The 18,169-nt window shown below is 65.2% G+C and carries 16 protein-coding genes and 2 pseudogenes; 7 read left to right on the forward strand and 11 right to left on the reverse strand.

Annotated features, from left to right (window positions below; all coding sequences use genetic code 11):
- Positions 1-45: 45 nt before the first annotated feature.
- Both recX and recA read right to left on the reverse strand, forming a co-directional pair.
- On the reverse strand, positions 46-573 hold the full coding sequence (gene recX, locus MYXE_RS15180) for a recombination regulator RecX (protein ID WP_003919346.1): 528 nt from the start codon (positions 571-573) through the stop codon (positions 46-48).
- Complete coding sequence (gene recA, locus MYXE_RS15185) at positions 539-2,671, reverse strand: intein-containing recombinase RecA (protein ID WP_085193740.1); 2,133 nt, start codon at positions 2,669-2,671, stop codon at positions 539-541. The genes recX and recA overlap by 35 nt, the downstream gene beginning before the upstream one ends.
- A gap of 280 nt (positions 2,672-2,951) precedes the next feature.
- Between recA and MYXE_RS15190 the strand changes: the two genes are divergently transcribed.
- Positions 2,952-4,043, forward strand: coding sequence for an IS630 family transposase (locus MYXE_RS15190; protein WP_085193132.1), 1,092 nt, complete (start codon positions 2,952-2,954; stop codon positions 4,041-4,043).
- A 28-nt stretch (positions 4,044-4,071) separates the two neighbouring features.
- Here the strand turns inward: MYXE_RS15190 and MYXE_RS15195 are convergent, their stop codons facing one another.
- The 3 genes and pseudogenes from MYXE_RS15195 to MYXE_RS15205 form a co-directional block, all read right to left on the reverse strand.
- Positions 4,072-4,266 (reverse strand): DUF3046 domain-containing protein, encoded by a 195-nt coding sequence (locus MYXE_RS15195; RefSeq protein WP_003919348.1) that lies wholly within the window; start codon positions 4,264-4,266, stop codon positions 4,072-4,074.
- Positions 4,267-4,276: 10 nt separating this feature from the next.
- Positions 4,277-5,442: pseudogene (locus MYXE_RS15200) on the reverse strand (glycosyltransferase).
- A 53-nt stretch (positions 5,443-5,495) separates the two neighbouring features.
- The gene (locus MYXE_RS15205) at positions 5,496-6,806 is read right to left on the reverse strand and encodes an IS256 family transposase (RefSeq protein ID WP_232061621.1); all 1,311 of its coding nucleotides are present in this window, start codon (positions 6,804-6,806) and stop codon (positions 5,496-5,498) included.
- A 162-nt stretch (positions 6,807-6,968) separates the two neighbouring features.
- Between MYXE_RS15205 and MYXE_RS15210 the strand changes: the two genes are divergently transcribed.
- The gene (locus MYXE_RS15210) at positions 6,969-7,394 is read left to right on the forward strand and encodes a limonene-1,2-epoxide hydrolase family protein (protein WP_003919350.1); all 426 of its coding nucleotides are present in this window, start codon (positions 6,969-6,971) and stop codon (positions 7,392-7,394) included.
- Positions 7,395-7,412: 18 nt separating this feature from the next.
- Here MYXE_RS15210 and pspM read toward each other — a convergent pair.
- The 4 genes and pseudogenes from pspM to pgsA form a co-directional block, all read right to left on the reverse strand.
- A pseudogene (gene pspM, locus MYXE_RS15215) lies at positions 7,413-8,248 on the reverse strand (phage shock envelope stress response protein PspM).
- Between the two features lie 15 nt (positions 8,249-8,263).
- Positions 8,264-9,085 (reverse strand): phage shock protein PspA, encoded by an 822-nt coding sequence (pspA, locus tag MYXE_RS15220; protein ID WP_003919352.1) that lies wholly within the window; start codon positions 9,083-9,085, stop codon positions 8,264-8,266.
- A 129-nt stretch (positions 9,086-9,214) separates the two neighbouring features.
- Positions 9,215-9,541, reverse strand: a complete 327-nt coding sequence (gene clgR, locus MYXE_RS15225) for a transcriptional regulator ClgR (protein ID WP_003919353.1) — start codon at positions 9,539-9,541, stop codon at positions 9,215-9,217.
- An 80-nt stretch (positions 9,542-9,621) separates the two neighbouring features.
- Entirely contained in the window at positions 9,622-10,212 is a 591-nt protein-coding gene (pgsA, locus tag MYXE_RS15230; protein WP_193364237.1) for a CDP-diacylglycerol--glycerol-3-phosphate 3-phosphatidyltransferase, read from the reverse strand.
- 57 nt (positions 10,213-10,269) lie between these two features.
- Here pgsA and MYXE_RS15235 point away from each other — a divergent pair, with 57 nt between their 5' ends.
- Positions 10,270-10,791 (forward strand): amino-acid N-acetyltransferase, encoded by a 522-nt coding sequence (locus MYXE_RS15235; RefSeq protein ID WP_039889532.1) that lies wholly within the window; start codon positions 10,270-10,272, stop codon positions 10,789-10,791.
- Between the two features lie 5 nt (positions 10,792-10,796).
- Here MYXE_RS15235 and MYXE_RS15240 read toward each other — a convergent pair whose 3' ends face one another.
- Complete coding sequence (locus MYXE_RS15240; protein WP_003919356.1) at positions 10,797-11,678, reverse strand: oxidoreductase; 882 nt, start codon at positions 11,676-11,678, stop codon at positions 10,797-10,799.
- 236 nt (positions 11,679-11,914) lie between these two features.
- Between MYXE_RS15240 and MYXE_RS15245 the strand changes: the two genes are divergently transcribed.
- Entirely contained in the window at positions 11,915-12,940 is a 1,026-nt protein-coding gene (locus MYXE_RS15245; protein WP_003919357.1) for a diacylglycerol kinase family protein, read from the forward strand.
- Between the two features lies 1 nt (position 12,941).
- Here MYXE_RS15245 and MYXE_RS15250 read toward each other — a convergent pair whose 3' ends face one another.
- Entirely contained in the window at positions 12,942-13,238 is a 297-nt protein-coding gene (locus tag MYXE_RS15250) for a hypothetical protein (protein WP_232061838.1), read from the reverse strand.
- A 94-nt stretch (positions 13,239-13,332) separates the two neighbouring features.
- On the opposite strand from MYXE_RS15250, the gene MYXE_RS15255 reads away from it, so the two are divergent.
- The 3 genes from MYXE_RS15255 (at position 13,333) to MYXE_RS15265 (ending at position 18,167) form a co-directional block, all read left to right on the forward strand.
- On the forward strand, positions 13,333-13,491 hold the full coding sequence (locus MYXE_RS15255) for a hypothetical protein (RefSeq protein ID WP_161552101.1): 159 nt from the start codon (positions 13,333-13,335) through the stop codon (positions 13,489-13,491).
- A gap of 498 nt (positions 13,492-13,989) precedes the next feature.
- A complete protein-coding gene (locus MYXE_RS15260) occupies positions 13,990-17,238 on the forward strand; it encodes a thioester reductase domain-containing protein (protein WP_085197017.1) in 3,249 nt (1,082 codons plus the stop codon).
- A 20-nt stretch (positions 17,239-17,258) separates the two neighbouring features.
- Positions 17,259-18,167 carry a metal-dependent hydrolase gene (locus MYXE_RS15265; protein ID WP_085197015.1) on the forward strand — a complete coding sequence of 303 codons (909 nt, stop codon included), beginning with the start codon at positions 17,259-17,261 and terminating at the stop codon, positions 18,165-18,167.
- The last annotated feature ends 2 nt before the right edge of the window (positions 18,168-18,169 follow it).

Genomic DNA, 18,169 nt, shown 5'->3' on the forward strand with positions numbered 1-18,169 from the left:
GGAACCCACGTCGCCATGGTACGGCCGCTCAACGGGCGGCCACGCCTACACCCGGCGGCGCTCCCGTTCGGCGGCCAGTTCGGTGCTGACCACGTCGTAGGCCAGGGTCTGGTCGTACCCCCGGCGCACCAGCATGGCCACCAACCGGCGGCCGACCCGCACATCGTCGTCGGCCAGGGTCTCGCGCCGCAGCCTGGCCCGCACTAGCTGCTCGGCCCGGTCGCGTTCCACACCGGCGTCAAGGCCGCCCAGCACCGCGGTGATCACGTCGTTGCCGACGCCCTTGCGGTGCAGTTCAGCGGCCAACGCGCGCTTGCCTTTTCCTGCATTCGCCCGCCGGGAATCTACCCATTGTTGGGCAAAACCGACATCGTCGACCAGGCCGACAGCGGCCAGGCGGTCCAGGACCCGGTCGCTGACATCGGCCGGGTATCCCCGTTTGGCCAGCTGTCCTTCGAGCTCAGCGCGGGTGCGGGACCGCGCGGTGAGCAGGCGCAGGCACAACGCCCGCGCCTGCTCCTCGCGGGCCAGCGCCCCGTCAGAAGTCGACGGGGGCGGGCAAGACGTCGTCATCGGTCACCACCGCGCCAATGCCGAGCTTTTCCTTGATCTTTTTCTCGATCTCGTTGGCCACTTCGGTGTTCTGCAGCAGGAAGTTGCGGGCGTTCTCTTTACCCTGCCCGAGCTGCTCGCCCTCGTAGGTGAACCAGGCACCAGACTTGCGGATTAAACCCTGGTCCACCCCCATGTCGATAAGCGAGCCTTCCCGGCTGATGCCCTTGCCGTACAGGATGTCCAGCTCGGCTTGACGGAAGGGGGGTGCGCACTTGTTCTTGACAACCTTGATCCGGGTGCGGTTACCCACTGCGTCAGTGCCATCCTTGAGCGTCTCAATTCGCCTGACGTCCAGCCGAACTGAGGCGTAGAACTTCAAAGCCTTTCCACCCGTTGTCGTTTCGGGCGAGTTATGTACCATCACCCCGTCGACGAAATAGTTATGATTGCCCTCCACCTCGATATCGAAGCGATTCATCGATCGAGTGTGCGGTTTGACATGCACATCGAGAACACGGGCTGGCACCAGCCGCTGTGTAGGTTCGGCAAATTGCGGCGTCACCTGACTCTGACCGCGGAACCGTGGCAACAGCTTGTACTCCATGGAAGGCGCCATGTAGGGAGCTACCATCTCTTGGAACTTCGCCGTCGCAGCCGTGGAGAACACCAGCACCGCCTTACCGGCCGAGTCGGCTGAGCGCAAACGAACATCCAGTCCGTAACTGTCGCGTAGGTAGTCACGCAACCGCACACGGGTGCCTTCAGACATGGCCTCAACGCATATTTCGATGCGCCCGCTGCCGCCAGCGGTACGTTCCTGTAATCCCTTCGATCGCAGGGTGAATGAACCGTCATCCATGTACCAGATGGCCAGGGCCAGCGGCGTCAGCGCCTTGAGATACTCTTCAGAGAAGAATTTCTTGCCGTCTCCTAAGTACACTGCGCGTTGCAACTCGGCGAGTTCGGCCAGTGGAGTGAAGTCGACAAAGCTCGCACCCTTGTCGTTTTCCCGTACCACATGCCGGATGTTCCCCATTAACGCGGTCTTCCACCGCAGATACTCAACCTGCTTGGCGCCGTGTCCCAGCCGGAACCGAACACCATTGCGATCACGCCGATTAGGCGACAGATTGCCGTCACCCATCAGCGAACCAAGTACCACCTGGAACTGCTGGTCGCTGAGCAGGTGTGGTTCGGCCGCCAGTACTCGGTCTCCGGTGTTGAGGTCACCAGCTTCAGTCCAGCCGCCCGGCGTGCGGATGAGGTGGTTGGGGGTCGCTGCGAACTGCGATTTGCCGTTGCCACCGGACTTTTCGACAGTGAACTGCAGGAACTGTTCGGCTGGTCCGTTGTTGAACCGGTTCACCACCTTGCGGGGCACTATCCGGTCTGTGTCGGGGTCGTAGGACAGTACTTCGACGTCCATCTTGTTGTTGACAATCTTGCCGATCTTTTCGGTGGTGCCGTCGGCAAGCGTCACCCGGGTGCTGTAATTCATGCAGCCGAACATCACCCCGACCTTCTCCCGCAGCTGGTTGATGAAGATGGCGGTGGTGCCCGAGTTGTTCAGTGCGCCAGCCATTTTCCGCATTGCCTGGCTCATCAGGCGGGCTTGCAGGCCGACATGGCTGTCGCCCATCTCGCCTTCGATCTCCGCACGCGGCACCAGCGCGGCCACCGAGTCGATGACCAGAATGTCCAGCGCGCCGGAGCGGATCAGCATGTCGGCGATCTCTAGTGCCTGCTCACCGGTGTCGGGCTGACTGACCAGCAGCGAATCGGTGTCGACCCCGAGCTTTTTGGCGTACTCCGGATCCAGCGCATGCTCGGCGTCGATGAACGCCGCGATGCCCCCTGCAGCTTGGGCGTTAGCCACCGCGTGCAATGCGACGGTGGTCTTACCCGAGGACTCCGGGCCATAAATCTCCACGATCCGGCCACGCGGCAGACCACCGATGCCCAACGCAACGTCCAATGCGATGGATCCGGTCGGAATGACCGAGATCGGCTGACGCGACTCGTCGCCGAGGCGCATCACCGAACCTTTGCCGTAACTCTTCTCGATCTGGGCCACTGCCAGCTCGAGAGCCTTCTCCCGGTCCGGGGCTTGCGTCATGATGATGCCTCTCCTGTAGTCGGTGTTCGGTTGACCGGTATTGGTCAGTTGGCCGTGACGCTAGGACAGCCCACCGACAAGTCGGTGTCTCCGAACCCCCACCACAGTAGCGAACGTGTGTTCGACAGCAAGTAGGCGCGCCGAGATCGCGGGAACAGACGGCGAAAACACCCCAAAACCCCGCTAGTGTCTCGCGCCAGAAATTCGTTACATAAATGTAATCGGTGCGGATCGGCGGTGTTCCACGGCGAAACGCATTGGTGCGTGGGATGATTCGCATGTGGCATCACAGGGGCGACCGAAAGCGGAATTGGTGTTGACCGATGAAGAACACGAGACGCTGACCCGGTGGGCGCGGCGGCGCAAATCCGCCCAGGCGCTGGCGTTGCGGTCACGGATCGTGCTCGGTTGCGCCGAGGGCTTGACCAACAAGCAGGTCGCGGCGCGCGAGCGGGTATCGCAGCCGACCGTGGGCAAGTGGCGGAGCCGGTTCGTCGAGGCACGGCTAGACGGGCTGGTCGATGACCCCCGGCCGGGCCGGCCGGCGTCGGTGAGCGCCGAGCAGGTCGAGAACGTGGTGGTGGCCACCTTGGAGTCCACTCCGGCCAACGCCACGCACTGGTCGCGGGCCTCGATGGCCCAACGCTGCGGGCTGTCGAAGTCCACGATCGGGCGGATCTGGAAAGCATTTGAGCTGCAACCACATCGGGCCGAGCACTTCAAACTGTCCAATGATCCGCTGTTTGTGGAGAAGGTCTATGACATCGTCGGGCTCTATCTTGACCCGCCCGAGGCCGCGGTGGTGCTGTGCGTGGACGAAAAGAGCCAGGTCCAGGCGCTGGCGCGCAGCCAGCCGGCGTTCCCGATGATGCCCGGCATGCCCGAGAAACGCACCCACGACTACGTGCGCTCGGGCACCACCAGCCTGTTCGCCGCCTTCGACATCGCCGACGGCACCGTGATCACCGCGCTGCACCGGCGCCACCGCGCCATCGAGTTCCGCAAGTTCCTGGCCAGGATCGACGCCCAGGTCCCCGACCACCTCGACGTCCACCTGGTCTGCGACAACTACGGCACTCACAAAGCGCCCACCGTGCAAAGCTGGCTCGAGCGCCACCCTCGCTTCCACATGCACTACACCCCAACCTATTCCAGCTGGATCAACCAAGTTGAGCGCTGGTTCGCCGAGCTGACCCGCCAACTCCTTGAACGCGGCGACCACCGCAGCGTCCAAGCACTCGAAAAAGACATCCGTGCCTGGGTCGCCGCCTGGAACGACAACCCCAAACCATTCGTGTGGACCAAGACCGCCGAACAGATCCTCCAGTCCATCCAACGACTAATGAAACGAATTTCTGGCGCGGGACACTAGAGGGGTTTGCATCTGCTCGCCGGGGGCCTCACCACTGCTCGCGCGGGACGTCGAAGTCGATGCACAGCGCCCGCCATACGTCGCGCGGATCCACGCCGTCCTCGATCGCCTGGGCCGCGGTGCGCCCATCCAGACCGGTCAGCACGTGGTCGACCAGCACCGAGGCGCCGTAGGCCGCGCCGAAGCGCAGGGTGACCAGCTCGTGGAACTCCGTCAACCGCATACCCGCGAACCTACCCAGCAAGCGCGCGGTGACACACCTCGACCGGATCGGCCACCTCGGCGACGCTGGCCGCCGCCTGCCGAGCGGCTTCCCGGTAACGCGGTGACGACAGCACCTCACCGACCGCAGCGACCAGCCCGTCGGCGCTCAACGGCCGAACCAGGAGCCCACTGCCTTGGCGTACAACACGATTCGCCATTTCCCACTGGTCCCCGCCGCCGGGCACCACCACCAGCGGCACACCGGCCAGCAGCGCCTTGGCCACCATCCCGTGACCCCCGCCGCACACCACCACATCGGCCTGCGCGAGCAGTTCGTCCTGGCGTCCCAGGCCGACCACGGCCCACGGCGGGACCGTCAGATCGGGACCGTTGAGCCGCGACACCACGACCCGCGCACCCGCCGGCAACCCCCTGCCGGGAACCAGGCAGTCCAAGGCGACCTGTGCCATCCCCCGCGCACCGGTCAACGCCGTCGACGGTGCTACCACCACAACCGGTCCAGAACCGGGCGGGATCGCCAGCACGTGGTTGGTCGGCTCGAAGTGCAGCGGACCCACCACGACGGCCTCGGCCGGCCAGTCCGGGCGGGGTACCTCCAGAGCGGGCAGGGTGGCGATCAGCCGCCGCGACGGCCCCGGGTCGCGGGCGGCAGGCCAATGCCGACCCGGGCCGCCGCGCGCTGGCGCGTCCCCGCACGCAGCGATCGCGCCGTCAGCGAGCGCAGTACCGCGTCTCGCAGGCGACCGCGGATGCCGGTGCCCGCCGCCAGCCCGCTACCCACCGGCGGCAGCCCTTTCGACGGCAGATACAGCGGATGTGGGCTGAGTTCGATCCACGGAATGGCGAGCAGTTCCGCGGCCATGCCACCGCAGGCGGTGATGACGTCGGATACCACCAGATCGACTGCCAGCGCCCGTAAACGGGGAAGATTGAGCACAGCCATCCGCGCCGCCCGGTGGTGAATCTTGGCCCCGGCGTCGCGGTCGTCATCAGCCGCGGTGGGCTCCAGTCCGTCCAGCTCGGCGGCCTCGATGCCGGCGGCGCGGGCGACGTCGAGCCATTCGGTGCCGGTGAGCAAAATCGGCTGGTCACCTGCGGCCAGAAAGCGCTGGCACAGCGCGATAGCGGGAAACGAGTGCCCGGGATCCGGCCCGGCGACCACCGCGACTCGCATCACCCCTACCTTGTCACAGCCGAGCAATTGTCAATATCTGTGGATGGAGAATTTCAGGCGGCCTCCTTCCGGGCTTCCTCGGTGGCCGGTTCGTCGGTGCGTTCGAGGAGTTTGCCGTTCTCGAACTTGGCGCCGGCCCGGACGAGGGCGACCAGGTGGGGTGCGTTCACCGCGCGCCAGCGTGACTGGGCGGCCTCGATTAGCTTGTAGGCCACGGCGATTCCCGCCGCGCGTGAGCCCGGACCCTTGGTGATCTTGCTTCGATTACGCACCGTTGAGAAGGTGGATTCGATGGGATTTGTCGTTCTCAGGTGCACCCAATGCTCGGCGGGGAAGTCGTAGAAGGCCAGCAGCTGGTCGAGGTCGTCGGTGATTTTGGCGACCGCCTTGGGATACTTGGCGCCGTAGGCCGCCTCGAATGCCTTGACCGCGTTCAGCGCGTGGCGTTTGTCCTCGGCGTTCCAGATCTCTGCGAGCGCCTTCTTCGCGCCGGGGTGCGCGGATTTCGGCAGTGCGGCAAGAACATTCGCAATCTTATGAAACCAGCAGCGCTGTTCCTTGGTCTCCGGGAACACCTCGCGCAGCGCGCCCCAGAACCCCAGTGCGCCATCCCCGATGGCCAGTACCGGCGCGCGCATGCCGCGCCGCTTGCAGTCACGCAACAGATCCGCCCACGACTCGGTGGCCTCGCGGTAGCCGTCATCGAGGGCGATCAGCTCTTTGCGGCCATCCGCGCGCACCCCGATCAGCACCAGCAGGCACAGCTTGGTCTCCTCCAGGCGCACGTTGACGTGGATGCCGTCGGCCCACACGTACACATAGTCCACACCCGAGAGGTCGCGGGCCGAAAACGCCTTCTGCTCGGCTTGCCAGGTCTGGGTCAGCTTGGTGATCGTGGCCGCCGACAGGCCCTTGGTCGAGCCCAGAAACTGGCCCAGCGCCGGCCCGAAGTCCTGCGACGAGAGCCCATGCAGGTACAGCAGCGGCAGCACCTGCTCCACCTGCGGGGTCTTGCGCGCCCACGGCGGCAGGATCGCCGAGGAAAACCGCACCCGCTCACCGGTTTCCGGGTCAACCCGCTTATCGTTGACCCGCGGCGCGTGCACCTCGATCGCACCCGCGGCGGTGGTCACCTCACGCGGCTCGTGATAGCCGTTGCGCACCACCAGCCGATGCCCGTTCTCGTCGCGCTCATCGGCGAACTGGGCACAATAGGCGGCCACCTCGGCCCGCAACGCCGCGGCCAGCATCTGCTGCGCACCCTCGCGCACGATCTCATCGATCACCGACGACACCGGGCCCGCCAACACGACAGGCGCAGCCGAACCATCACGATCGCCGGCCTCAGGGACTACATTGAGCATGGGTCGTACCTTCCCGAACCAGCGCGTCAACGCCGGTCCTTGATCAGACAAATGGACTTCAGATCATCCTCGGGAAGGTGCGCCCAATCACGCCGCCTCGCCGAGGCTCATCCACAGGTTCTGATCATTGCTCTCACAGCCGCCGTCTTTAGGCTGACAACCATGACCGAGCCGACCACTGTTGACAACACCCGGACCGTCGAGCAGTTCCTCTACGCGCTGCAGGACGAGGACTTCGAAGCCGCGGACGCCGCATTAGCCGACGAGGTGGTCTACCAGAACGTCGGGTTGCCCACCATCTACGGCCGCGGACGGACGATAAGTCTGTTCCGCCGGATGCAGGGCCGTGTCAAGTTCGAGGTCAAGATCCACCGCATCGCCGCCGACGGTGCCGCGGTGCTCACCGAACGCACCGATGCGCTGATCGTGGGCCCGTTGCGGCTGCAGTTCTGGGTCTGTGGCGTCTTCGAGGTCCACAATGGCCGAATCACCTTGTGGCGCGACTACTTCGACTTCTACGACATGCTCAAGGCCACGGTGCGTGCGCTGGCCGCCGCCGTGTTCCCGTCGCTGCGACCGTCGTTCTAAGGCCGTCGCCGAAATCCCCTAGACCCGCGGCAAGCCGCCCAGTTCGTCGAACGCCCGCGCCCAGCCGATCAGGCGGTCGGTCGCGTCGGCCAGTTCGTCGCGGTAGCGTTGCTGCAATGCCGCCGGGGTAGCTGCTGGGCTGCCGTTCCCGTTCGCTGATGACACCAATTGTGCTGCGGCAGTTACCATTTCGTTGTACTGACGCACACCGGCGCTCAACTGTGCGGTCAACGCATTGATCGTGGGGGCCAGGTGAGACCGCGATTGCGGACTCAAGTTGGCGGTTCGCTCCATTGACACCACTTGTGCCGCGGTGGCCGCCATGGCAGCGGAGGTCTGGTTCGCCGCATCGGTCAGGTCCCGAATTTCGTCGGGGGGCAAGATGTTGCCCCGCTCCATGACGCTCAGCAAAGAGAAGAATCCACGCTCGGATGCGCCCAGCGCATGCATCGCCGCCGCGCCGCAGAGCCGGGCGGCGGCAGCCGGCGCACGCTGGCGGGTCGCTGCGTCGGCAGCGGCAACGAGCGCAGCCATCGGTAGCGCATCAACAACAGCGTCGCCGGAATGGCCGAGCCCGCCGCGACAGATCCGGTGACCACCAGCAACGCCACGAACCATCCCCAAGCCGCGAGCAATACCGTCACGGTTGCCCAAAACGCTGACGCCACACCGAAAATCACAGCCCATCGCAATGCCCGGCGGCGTCGCCGCAGCAGCCGGGCGCGCGGATCGGTCACCGCGCTGATCTTGTGTGCGAGTAAGTCGGAAAGCTCGTTGGCGGTGTCGAGACCACGCTGCCACAACGTGCGCCACCCTCCGCCGCCCATCGCCTGCTGGCTCGACTTCACCGCCATTTGCGACTCTCCCGTTTACTTCTGGCCGATGGGCTTTTCTGGGGTTGGCTCTGAAGTTGTCGCGGGAGTGGCGGGTGTGCCGGTCGCTCCGGAGGTTCCCCCTGCCGGCAACGCCTCACCGCGCATCGACGCCCTGATCTGCTCGAGGCGTTGATGGCCTGCCATCTGCACGCTGGCCTGTTCGACCTCCAGCATGCGGCCGGCAACGGTGCTCTGCGCCAACTCGGTCGCGCCGATGGCGTTGGCGTAGCGGCGTTCGATCTTGTCGCGCACCTCGTCGAGGCTCGGCGTGTTGCCGGGCGCGGCTAGCTCGCTCATCGACCGCAGCGACGCACTCACCTGTTCTTGCATCTTGGCTTGCTCGAGCTGGCTGAGCAGTTTGGTGCGCTCAGCGATCTTCTGCTGTAGCACCATCGCGTTCTGTTCGACGGCTTTTTTGGCCTGGGCAGCGGCCTGCAAGGCTTGGTCGTGCAACGCCTTGAGGTCTTCGACGCTCTGCTCGGCCGTAACCAGTTGGGCGGCAAAGGCTTCGGCGGCATTGTTGTACTCGGTGGCCTTGGCGGTGTCTCCTGCGGCGGTGGCCTGGTCGGCCAGGGTCAGCGCCTGCCGAACGTTGACCTGAAGCTTTTCCACATCGGCGAGCTGGCGGTTCAGCCTCATCTCGAGTTGGCGCTGATTGCCGATCACTTGCGCCGCCTGCTGCGTCAGCGCCTGGTGTTGGCGCTGGGCTTCCTCGATGGCCTGCTGAATCTGCACCTTGGGGTCGGCGTGCTCGTCGATTTTCGCGTTGAACAGCGCCATCAGGTACTTCCACGCCTTGACGAACGGATTGGCCATGAGTGAGCTCCGCCTTCGTATCGAGATGTGCTGGTGGACTGCCACGCCCGCCTGGTGCTCAATTTATCGGTTCAGCGTCGATCCTGGCACCCATGCTGCCCACCCGCCGGATACGGTGGGCAACGCGGCTCAGGCCACCGCCAACGACACCGGCGGGATGACCACCTTGGTGCTCTCATCGATGTTGGCCGCGCTGGCCGTCGTGGGGAGGGCCGCGCGTTCGTAGGCTGCGATCCGCTCACCGGCGTCGATGAGCACCTCCGACAGCGGAACCTCCAACGCGTCACAAATCGCGCTCAGCAGCTCACTGGACGGCTCCTTGCGGCCACGCTCGACCTCGGAGAGATATCCCAGGCTGACCCGCGCAGAATCGGATACGTCACGCAGCGTACGTCCTTGCGAAGTCCGCGCCCGGCGCAGCACGTCGCCGATGACCTCCCGTAACAATGACGCCATCGCGCTCTCCTTTGTCCGGGTCGTCGGTGTTTCGCAGCGGTCATTAACGTCAACGCCGCCCGCCGCGGCGTGGTTCCCGGTCAGCGGGTCGTGGAGCGAACTTCCCAGGCCGCGGATGCGACGTAGTCGACCCCGGTGACAACCGTCAGCACCAGGGCCGCGGTCATCACCGCCGTGGCCACCATGAGCCAGGATCCCGAAAGCGGAAGGACAAACAGGCCGATCGCCACCGCTTGGACGAGCGTCTTCAATTTGCCGCCCCAGCTGGCCGGAATGACGCCACGGCGCAGCACCGCGAAGCGTAGTGCCGTCACCGCGATCTCACGAACGAGGATCAGCACGGTCACCCACCACGGCAGGTCACCAAGCATCGACAGCCCGATCAGCGCCGCCCCGATGAGCGCCTTGTCCGCAATCGGGTCCGCCAACGTGCCCAACTCGGTCACCATGCCGTAGGTGCGGGCCAGCGCCCCGTCAAAGCGGTCGGTGACGACGGCCACAGCGAAGATCACGAAAGCCGCGATGCGGCTGGTGGTGTCATGGCCATCACCGGCGAATAGCGCGAGCACGAAAATCGGGACCAGCGCCAGCCGTAAACCGGTCAGCATGTTGGCGACATTGGTGACGCGGACGCGCCCCACCGTGGGACCGGTTTGAGGCTGTCCCGACACCGCCTCAGAATAACGGGTGCCCAGTTGGCACGTCCCGAATCCCGATACTGTGCACGCGTGGACCCAGCGGGAAGTTCAGCGGGCACCCGGCCAGTGGTCCGGCGCGCGCGAACCTCGGATGTCCCGGCGATCAAACGACTTGTCGACACCTACGCCGGGAAGATCTTGTTGGAAAAGAACCTGGTGACGTTGTATGAGGCAGTCCAGGAATTCTGGGTGGCCGAACACGACGGGGAGGTGGTGGGCTGCGGCGCACTGCACGTTTTGTGGTCGGACCTCGGCGAAATACGCACCGTTGCGGTGCGTCCCGATATGACCGGTCGCGGTGTCGGCCACGCGATCGTGGATCGTCTTATCGAGGTGGCGCGTGAGCTGCAACTGCAACGGCTGTTCGTATTGACGTTCGAAACCGAGTTTTTCAGTCGCCACGGCTTCACCGAGATCGAGGGCACGCCGGTGACCGCCGAGGTGTACGAGGAGATGTGCCGCTCGTATGACCTGGGTGTGGCCGAGTTCTTGGACCTGAGCTATGTCAAGCCGAACATCCTGGGCAACTCGCGAATGCTGTTGATTCTCTAGGGGATTCAAAGCGGGAATTTGATACCCGTGAGCTGTTCGGACAGTTCCCAGAGCGCGGCGGCGGTGGTTGCACGCTTGGCCGGCCAGCTGCGCCAGGTCGGCTGGGTGCGGCCGTAGAGACCGAACCGCGGTCCGACGAACGTGTCACCCGGCAAGTCCTGCGACACCGCGTACAACGTTTGACGCGCACCGAAGTCGGCATCGGTGGATACGACACGGTCGACGGCCAATACCACCGCGTCGCTGACTCTGTGGCCGGAGCGGCCTTGCAGGTTGGTGTGCGACCAGCCGGGGTGGGCGGCCAGGGCGCGCAGCGCGGAGCCGACGCTGGATAGCCGCCGCTGCAGCTCGCTGGTGAACAGCAGGTTGGCGAGCTTGGACTGGCCATAAGCCAGCCACCTCGAATACCGGCGGGACTGCCAGTTCAGGTCTTTGATGCTGAGGTAGCCGATCGTGTGCAGCAGCGAGGACACGGTCACCACCCGATCGGCGAGCTTGGGCAGCAGCAGGTTCGTCAACGCGAAATGACCGAGATGGTTGGTGGCGATGTGGCTCTCAAAGCCGTCGGCGCTCAGCGTGTAGTCGGTGGCCATGATCCCGGCGTTGTTGACCAGGATGTCGACAGTGTGCACCTCGTCGGCGAAGCGCCGCACCGACGACAGGTCCTGCAGGTCGAGATGACGCACTTCGACCTGACCGGTTTCGGGGCCGGTCATGCGCTCGGCCGCCGCCTTGCCCTTCTCGGTGTCGCGGACCGCGAGGATCACCCGGGCCCCGACCCGAGCCAATTCGCGTGCGGTCACCTCACCCAGCCCGCTGTTGGCCCCGGTGACAATGACCGTGCGCCCGGCGAACGACGGCAGGTCTGCTGCGGTCCATCCAGCCATGGCGGCCACACTAATGCGGAGTTGTCCGCGGCTTTGCCCGGGCCGCCGGCCACCGGGGACGCCACCGGTATCGTCCTGGGGATAGCCGCGGCGGCCCATTTGGGTGGCCGATGTCCCCCGCTGAGGAGTATTCAAGTGCGACGCGACGTATCCGCCTCGTCAGCCCCGTCCGACAACGGTCGCCGGCGGGCGCGACCGCGATGCACCCGCGTCGAGCAGACGTCGACGGCCTCCGGATGTATCTAGGAATCGTCGTCAACCCGAAAGCACGCAAGAATCTTGCTGCGCCGGGTGATCGCAGCGCCGCACTGCGCCGCATCGTCGGTGCCTGGGGCGAGGTCCACGAAACCGCCTCCGTCGAGGACCTCCGCAACACTGTGCAGCAGCTGTGTCCGCGGGTCACTCACCTGGTGGGCGATGGTGGGGACGGGTCGCTGCACTGGTTGATCAACGAAGTCCGGCAATGCGACGCTGATCCGCAACATTGGCCGACGTTCGTGCCCACCAACCACGGCAGCGTCAACGCCGTTGCCCGCAAGGCGCGGGTGCGCGGCAAAGCGGATGCGATTGTGCGCGCATTGGTAGTTGCCGCCGAGTCGGATCGGCCTCCGCCCGAGGTGTGCCTGGACATGTTGGAACTCGACGGCGAAACCGCCGATGGCGCACCGTTTCATCGGCTGTGTTTCGGGCTGGCCGCCGGAGGCGTCGGCAACCGGTTCTACGACAAGTACTACGCCAACCCGGATCATGGCCGCGCGGCCGTCGCCCGGGTGATCGGCCGCATGTTCGGCGACTACATAACCTCCAAAGTTGCCCCCGGGCGATTGCATCGGAGTGACTGGGCCTCGCACCTGTTCGCCCCGACGCACGCCCGCGTCGTCATCGACGGCGAGGAGGTCCCGACGAGGGCGCATCGGCTGCTGCACGCCGGCGCGATCGACCTGCGCATCGGCGGCCCGTTCCGGCTGTTCCCCAAGGCATGCGAACCCGGGGCGCTGCAATTTCAAGCCGGCGAATTGAGGCCATCGTTAATCGTCGTGCAGCTTCCCGCGGCACTCACCCGCGGCACGGTTCGCGGCCGGCGGGTCCGCGATGTCAACGGCCAGGAAATGACCATCGAGGCCGAGGATGAACCGCTGTCGCCGATCATCGACGGCGAGCGTTTCGACGGCATCGTCAAACTCGTGGCCCGCGCTGGGCCGCGTATCCGCATCGCCCGGGTGGCGGCGTCGACCGGTGCCGTCCGGCGCGACCGGCGATAACTCACCGCCGGTCGCGGATGGTGCGGATGATCTGGGCGGAGAGTTTCGGATCGCTCAGCAGTTGGTCAACGAGCGCCGAGAGGACCTCTTGTCCGGTGACCCGGGCGAGCCCCAGCCGGTCGGCCGCGTCTCGCTGCCAGATGTCGAGGGCACGGTGCTGGGCGGGCGAGAGGTCGACCGTTCGGCGGGTTCGGGTGACGCGTGTTCGTCCGAGAACGACGGGTTCGGTGGGTGCCGCTGCAACCGATGGTGTCAGTGGGGTGGCGCGCGGGCGCGACCGTTCGGCGTCGGATTTCATGCGGTCCACGGTGCTCATAATGGCGTGACCTCCTATCGGCGTGTGTCAGTATATCAGTATATCAGTATATCAGTCCTCAGTAGGTCCGTAACTGATGAGTGACGGCGTTGCGGCGTGCGCGCTGGCATCCTCGATCGGGGCCATCGCGCGGCAACCGACCCCACCCGATGCCGTGCCGCCGGACGGCCGCGACCTGGTCGAGGTTACGGCGTTGGCCCGACGCGTTTCCATACCCGGCATGGGCCGTTGCTGAAGACCTGAACTCTGGCTCAGCTAAGCAGAGGAATGGTGGTCTGATGCTGTTTGCTATATATCTAGGTTCAGGGGACTAATTGACCATCGGCGATTCCAACACCGGCCGATTCCGGGCTGATTATCATCAATTACACTAATCCGTTAATCAGTACGTCAGTATTAGCGTAGTCACGCATGAAAAATTGCTTTCAACAGGCGACTTTGGGTAATGAGATACTGAGACCAGTACATCCGACGATACTTAGCTCCTTATAATCCATCAAACGTTGGTCAAGCCAAGGATGGATCAGGACCTATCTTGAGCGACACAGATGAAAACCGATCCTGGAAATTAGCCTGGAAAGTTCTTGAGAGATAGATGTATAGTGTCTGCAAAAGCTTAATAGATTTTGCTTGACATCGATTAGCAGAGCTAGGATCAGCCTTGCGGATGTAGTCAAAGAAGTTGTTCTGTTGATTTCGGTCACCACCGACCTGGAAAGGGGATACTCCTACGATGGAGACGCTCATCGACTACCTGCGGGCGTGGGAGGCGCAGAGGCCGGATCAGATCCTCTTCCGGTTCGTTGATGTCGAGGGCCGCGAACTCGAACACTACACGTACCAGAGCTTCGCCGAACGGACCCGCGAACTGGCCGCCTACCTGTTCGCCGAGGCCGCGCTCAGACCCGGAGATCGGGCGCTGCTGGTCTACCCCCCGGGACTGGAGATGGTCGCGGCATTCTTCGCCTGCGCCCGCCTCGGGGTGATCGCCGTACCGGTCAGTCCTCCGCTGCCAGTGGCTTTCGAAGCGGGGCTGGCCAAGCTCAGCTTCATCGCCCGCGACTGCCAGGCCAAGGCGGTGCTGTCGACCAAGCAGTTGGAGTACGACTACCGCCTGCTGCTGGGTCACCGGCAAGGCGCGCTGCCCTGGCCAGACGTCGAGCGGCCGCTGGAGCTGCCCTGGTTCGCGACGGACGGCACCCAGGACTTCGGTGGCGCGCCGGTGGCGGACACGCCCGGCCGGGTGCTGTTCCTGCAGTACACCTCGGGTTCGACCAGCGACCCCAAAGGCGTGATCGTCAGCCACGCCAACGTCATCGCCAACGCCTCGGCGTTCACCGGTGACGAAGTGTGCGTCTCGTGGCTTCCTCAGCACCACGACATGGGCTTGATTTCGGCTTACCTGTTCGTGCTGCTGAAGGGCGGGACCACGCACGCGCTGTCACCGGTCGACTTCCTCCAGCGGCCGTCGGCCTGGCTGCGGCTCATCAGCGACGCACGGGCCACCCACACCCCGGCGCCGAACTTCGCCCTCGAGTACTGCCTGCGCGAAGACAAGCTTCCCGCATCCGAGCTCGCCGGCATAGACCTCAGCAGTTTGGACAGCATGGTCATCGGGGCAGAGCCGTTGCGGGCCAACACCTTTGCACGTTTCCGGCAGCGCTTCGCGCCCTATGGGCTGCGGCCCGACGCGTTGACGGGGGCTTACGGCTTGGCCGAAAACACGCTGATCGTCTCGCTTCGGGGGCGCCAGACCGTGACTTTGAACAAGCGTGCGCTGGAAAAGAATCTCGCGCGGGTCGAAAAAGCTTTGCCGGAAAACCACAATCAGGCTCCGGTGGTGAGCTGCGGGAAGCCGCTCGACGGAAACGTGGTCCGGATCGTCGACCCACACACGCGGCAGGACCTGGGCGAAGGCCGCATCGGCGAGGTTTGGGTGGACGGCGCTTCCAAGGGAGGCGGCTACTGGCGGTGCCCGGAGAAAACCGCGGAGACGTTCGAAGCCCGCATTGCCGGCGACGAGGAGCACACCTATCTGCGGACGGGTGATCTGGGCTTCCTGTACGAGGGCGAGCTGTTCGTCTGCGGACGGACCAAGGACCTGATCATCGTGCGCGGCGTCAACTGCTATCCCTCGGACATCGAGGCCGTCGTGGAGCGGTCGGCGTCGCAGGTCCGCGACGGCTGTGTGGCCGCGTTCTCGGTCGAGAATGCCGACCAGGAAGCCCTGGTCGTGGTCGCCGAGGTGCGAGACGAGCACGCACTGCCGGACGCCAAGGCGTTGGCGCGAGCGATCCGCAGGCACTGCCACGTCGATCCGCACACGATCGTGTTCGTGCCGCCGCGCAGCATTCCCAAGACCACCTCGGGCAAGATCCGGCGCGCGCAGACCCGCCAACTCTGGCTGGACAAAACGTTGCCGGTGCTCGCGAGCCACACGTATCAGAGCCACGAGGCCCCCGATGCCGCCGCTGGTCCGCTGGACCGCTTCCGCAACCTCATCGAAAGCTATGACCTCACCGGCGATGAGGACTGCTCGTTCGCCGACCTCGGCATCGACTCGCTGGCCCTGGCCGAGCTCCGCTCGGACCTACAGGCCCTGCTGGACGAGCACGGCGCGGGGCAGCTGGCCGAGGAGGTCAACACGCGCCTGCTGCAGCGGCTGACGGTCGCCGAGTTCTTCCGGCTCATGTGCGAATTCGGCGACGGCTCCGGGCAGCCGCTGAACGCCCTGCAGCAGGCGTTGGATCAGATTTCGGTCGAGTACGAGGAATACGAGACCGCGCGGATGCGCGCCGACGCGCGGCTGCCGCTGCCGGCGCTGCCGCCGGCGCGAGAGGGCGCGCCCCGCGACGTCCTGTTGACCGGGGCGACGGGTTTCCTGGGGCCGTTCCTGCTGAGCAGCTTGCTCGCGCGAACGTCCTACACCATCCACGCCCTGGTGCGCGCCACCGATGCGGCACACGGCCTGGACCGGATCGTGGCCTCGCTGCGCCGGGCGCAGCTGTGGTCAGCGGCCGTGGAAGCCGAGATCCGGGCGCGGGTGCGCGTGGTGTGCGGGGACCTGGCCGAGCCTTTCCTGGGAGTTGGCGAGGCGGCGTTCCGACAGCTCGCCGAGAGTGTTGACGCCATCGTGCACAACGGCGCCCTGGTCAACTACGTGCGGACCTACGACGCCCTGCGGCCCACCAACGTGGGCGGCACCTGGGAGCTGTTGCGACTGGCCATGACCGGGCACCGGAAGGCGTTCCACTTGGTCTCCAGCACCTTCATCTACGGCTGGAGCACACTGCCGGTGGTCGGGGAGGACTATGCCAACGAGGAGATGAGCGGCCTGGACTTCGGCTATTCGCAGACCAAGTGGGTCGCCGAGCAGCTCGCGTTTGCCGCGCAGCGGCAAGGCCTCGACGTGCGCATCTACCGGCCGTCGTTGATCTCCCCCACCAGCGCCGGCTACGGCAGCCAGGACGACATCTATGTGCGCCTCACCGCGTTCATGATCGAGCACGGCCTGGCTGTCAACGCTCTCAACCAGATCAGTCTGCTGCCGGCCGACCTGGTCGCGGAGCACATCGTCGCGCTGATGGACCTTCCCGCAGAGGCGGGCACGGTGTTCAACATGACCGCCGATGACTACTACAACCTCACCGACGTCACCCGGCTGTTAACCGAACGCCACGGCTACCGCTTCACCTACCACGACATCCCGTCGTTCACCGAGCAGGTGAACCGCCGGTGCACGCCGCGCGACCCGCTGTATCCACTGGTCGATTTCCTCACCCGGTCGGCCGGCAAGATCGAGGCGATGCGCGACAAGCGCTACGACAACATTCAGTACCGGCGCGCCCGAGCGTTGGCCAAGGTTCGCCGGCGCGAGCCGGCGCTGGCCGAGACGGTCGATAACCTCGTCGGGTTCCTGCGGCGTGAGCGTCTGATCACCGAGGCGGAGAGGGGGAGCCTCGGCGACGACGCAGTAGCCTAGCTACTACGAGGGAGGTCTTGATGTTCACCGTCGATGACCAGGCAGCGGGTCCTCACGACGCGTCACTCGATCACGAACGCATCGTCTTGCAGGCGCGTGACGTCGAATTCGACTGGGCCAACCTGCCGTTCTACTACGTGCCCAACGAGCCCTTCGCCACCCACTTCTGCAACGTGCTGCACCTGTTGCTGCCCGCGGGCGAGGAGTGGATCGTCGAGGTGTTCAAGAAGGCGTTGCCGTTGATCCAGGACGACCAACTGCGGCTGGATGTGCAGGGCTTCCTCAGCCAGGAGGCCATGCATTCCCAAGCGCACGCCGGTGTGCTTGAGCACTTCGCCGCCAACGGCATCGACGTGACACCGTTCACCGACCAGATCCGCTGGCTGTTCACCAAGCTCATCGGCGACCGGCCCGGTTGGGGCCCGAACCGACGGCAACGCTGGTTGGCCGAGCAGGTGTCGATCGTGGCGGCCATCGAGCACTACACCGCGATCTTGGGGGAATGGATTCTCGACACCCCGCAACTCGACGCGCTCGGCGCCGACCCAGTGATGCTCGACCTGCTGCGCTGGCATGGCGCAGAGGAAGTCGAACACAAAGCCGTCGCGTTCGACACCATGAAGCATCTGCGCGCGGGGTACTGGCGCCAGGTGCGCACCCAGCTGCTGGTGACACCGGCGATGTTGTGGCTGTTCGTCCGCGGCGTGCGGTTCATGTACTCGGTCGATCCCTACCTGCCTGCGGGGACCAAACCGCGCTGGCGCGACTACTTCCGCGCGGCGCGCCGGGGTTTGGTACCCGGCCCGTTCGAGTTCCTGCGGGTCATCGGCGCCTATTACAAGCCGAGTTTCCACCCGTCCCAGCTGGGCGGGGTGGGACGTGCCGTGGAGTACTTGGCCAAGTCGCCCGCCGCTCGCGCGTCTCACTGACC

It is taken from the genome of Mycobacterium xenopi (assembly GCF_009936235.1).
In the GTDB taxonomy this organism is placed as follows: Bacteria; Actinomycetota; Actinomycetes; order Mycobacteriales; family Mycobacteriaceae; genus Mycobacterium; species Mycobacterium xenopi.

Excerpts from the sequence above, each read along its gene's own strand:
- recX (WP_003919346.1), bottom strand. The coding sequence starts at position 573 with ATGACGACGTCTTGCCCGCCCCCGTCGACTTCTGACGGGGCGCTGGCC.
- MYXE_RS15245 (WP_003919357.1), top strand. The coding sequence starts at position 11,915 with ATGTATCTAGGAATCGTCGTCAACCCGAAAGCACGCAAGAATCTTGCT.
- MYXE_RS15250 (WP_232061838.1), bottom strand. The coding sequence starts at position 13,238 with ATGAAATCCGACGCCGAACGGTCGCGCCCGCGCGCCACCCCACTGACA.
- MYXE_RS15260 (WP_085197017.1), top strand. The coding sequence starts at position 13,990 with ATGGAGACGCTCATCGACTACCTGCGGGCGTGGGAGGCGCAGAGGCCG.
- MYXE_RS15205 (WP_232061621.1), bottom strand. The coding sequence starts at position 6,806 with ATGCTCAATGTAGTCCCTGAGGCCGGCGATCGTGATGGTTCGGCTGCG.
- MYXE_RS15265 (WP_085197015.1), top strand. The coding sequence starts at position 17,259 with ATGTTCACCGTCGATGACCAGGCAGCGGGTCCTCACGACGCGTCACTC.
- clgR (WP_003919353.1), bottom strand. The coding sequence starts at position 9,541 with ATGGCGTCATTGTTACGGGAGGTCATCGGCGACGTGCTGCGCCGGGCG.
- MYXE_RS15255 (WP_161552101.1), top strand. The coding sequence starts at position 13,333 with ATGAGTGACGGCGTTGCGGCGTGCGCGCTGGCATCCTCGATCGGGGCC.
- recA (WP_085193740.1), bottom strand. The coding sequence starts at position 2,671 with ATGACGCAAGCCCCGGACCGGGAGAAGGCTCTCGAGCTGGCAGTGGCC.
- MYXE_RS15195 (WP_003919348.1), bottom strand. The coding sequence starts at position 4,266 with ATGCGGTTGACGGAGTTCCACGAGCTGGTCACCCTGCGCTTCGGCGCG.
- MYXE_RS15240 (WP_003919356.1), bottom strand. The coding sequence starts at position 11,678 with ATGGCTGGATGGACCGCAGCAGACCTGCCGTCGTTCGCCGGGCGCACG.
- pspA (WP_003919352.1), bottom strand. The coding sequence starts at position 9,085 with ATGGCCAATCCGTTCGTCAAGGCGTGGAAGTACCTGATGGCGCTGTTC.
- MYXE_RS15210 (WP_003919350.1), top strand. The coding sequence starts at position 6,969 with ATGACCGAGCCGACCACTGTTGACAACACCCGGACCGTCGAGCAGTTC.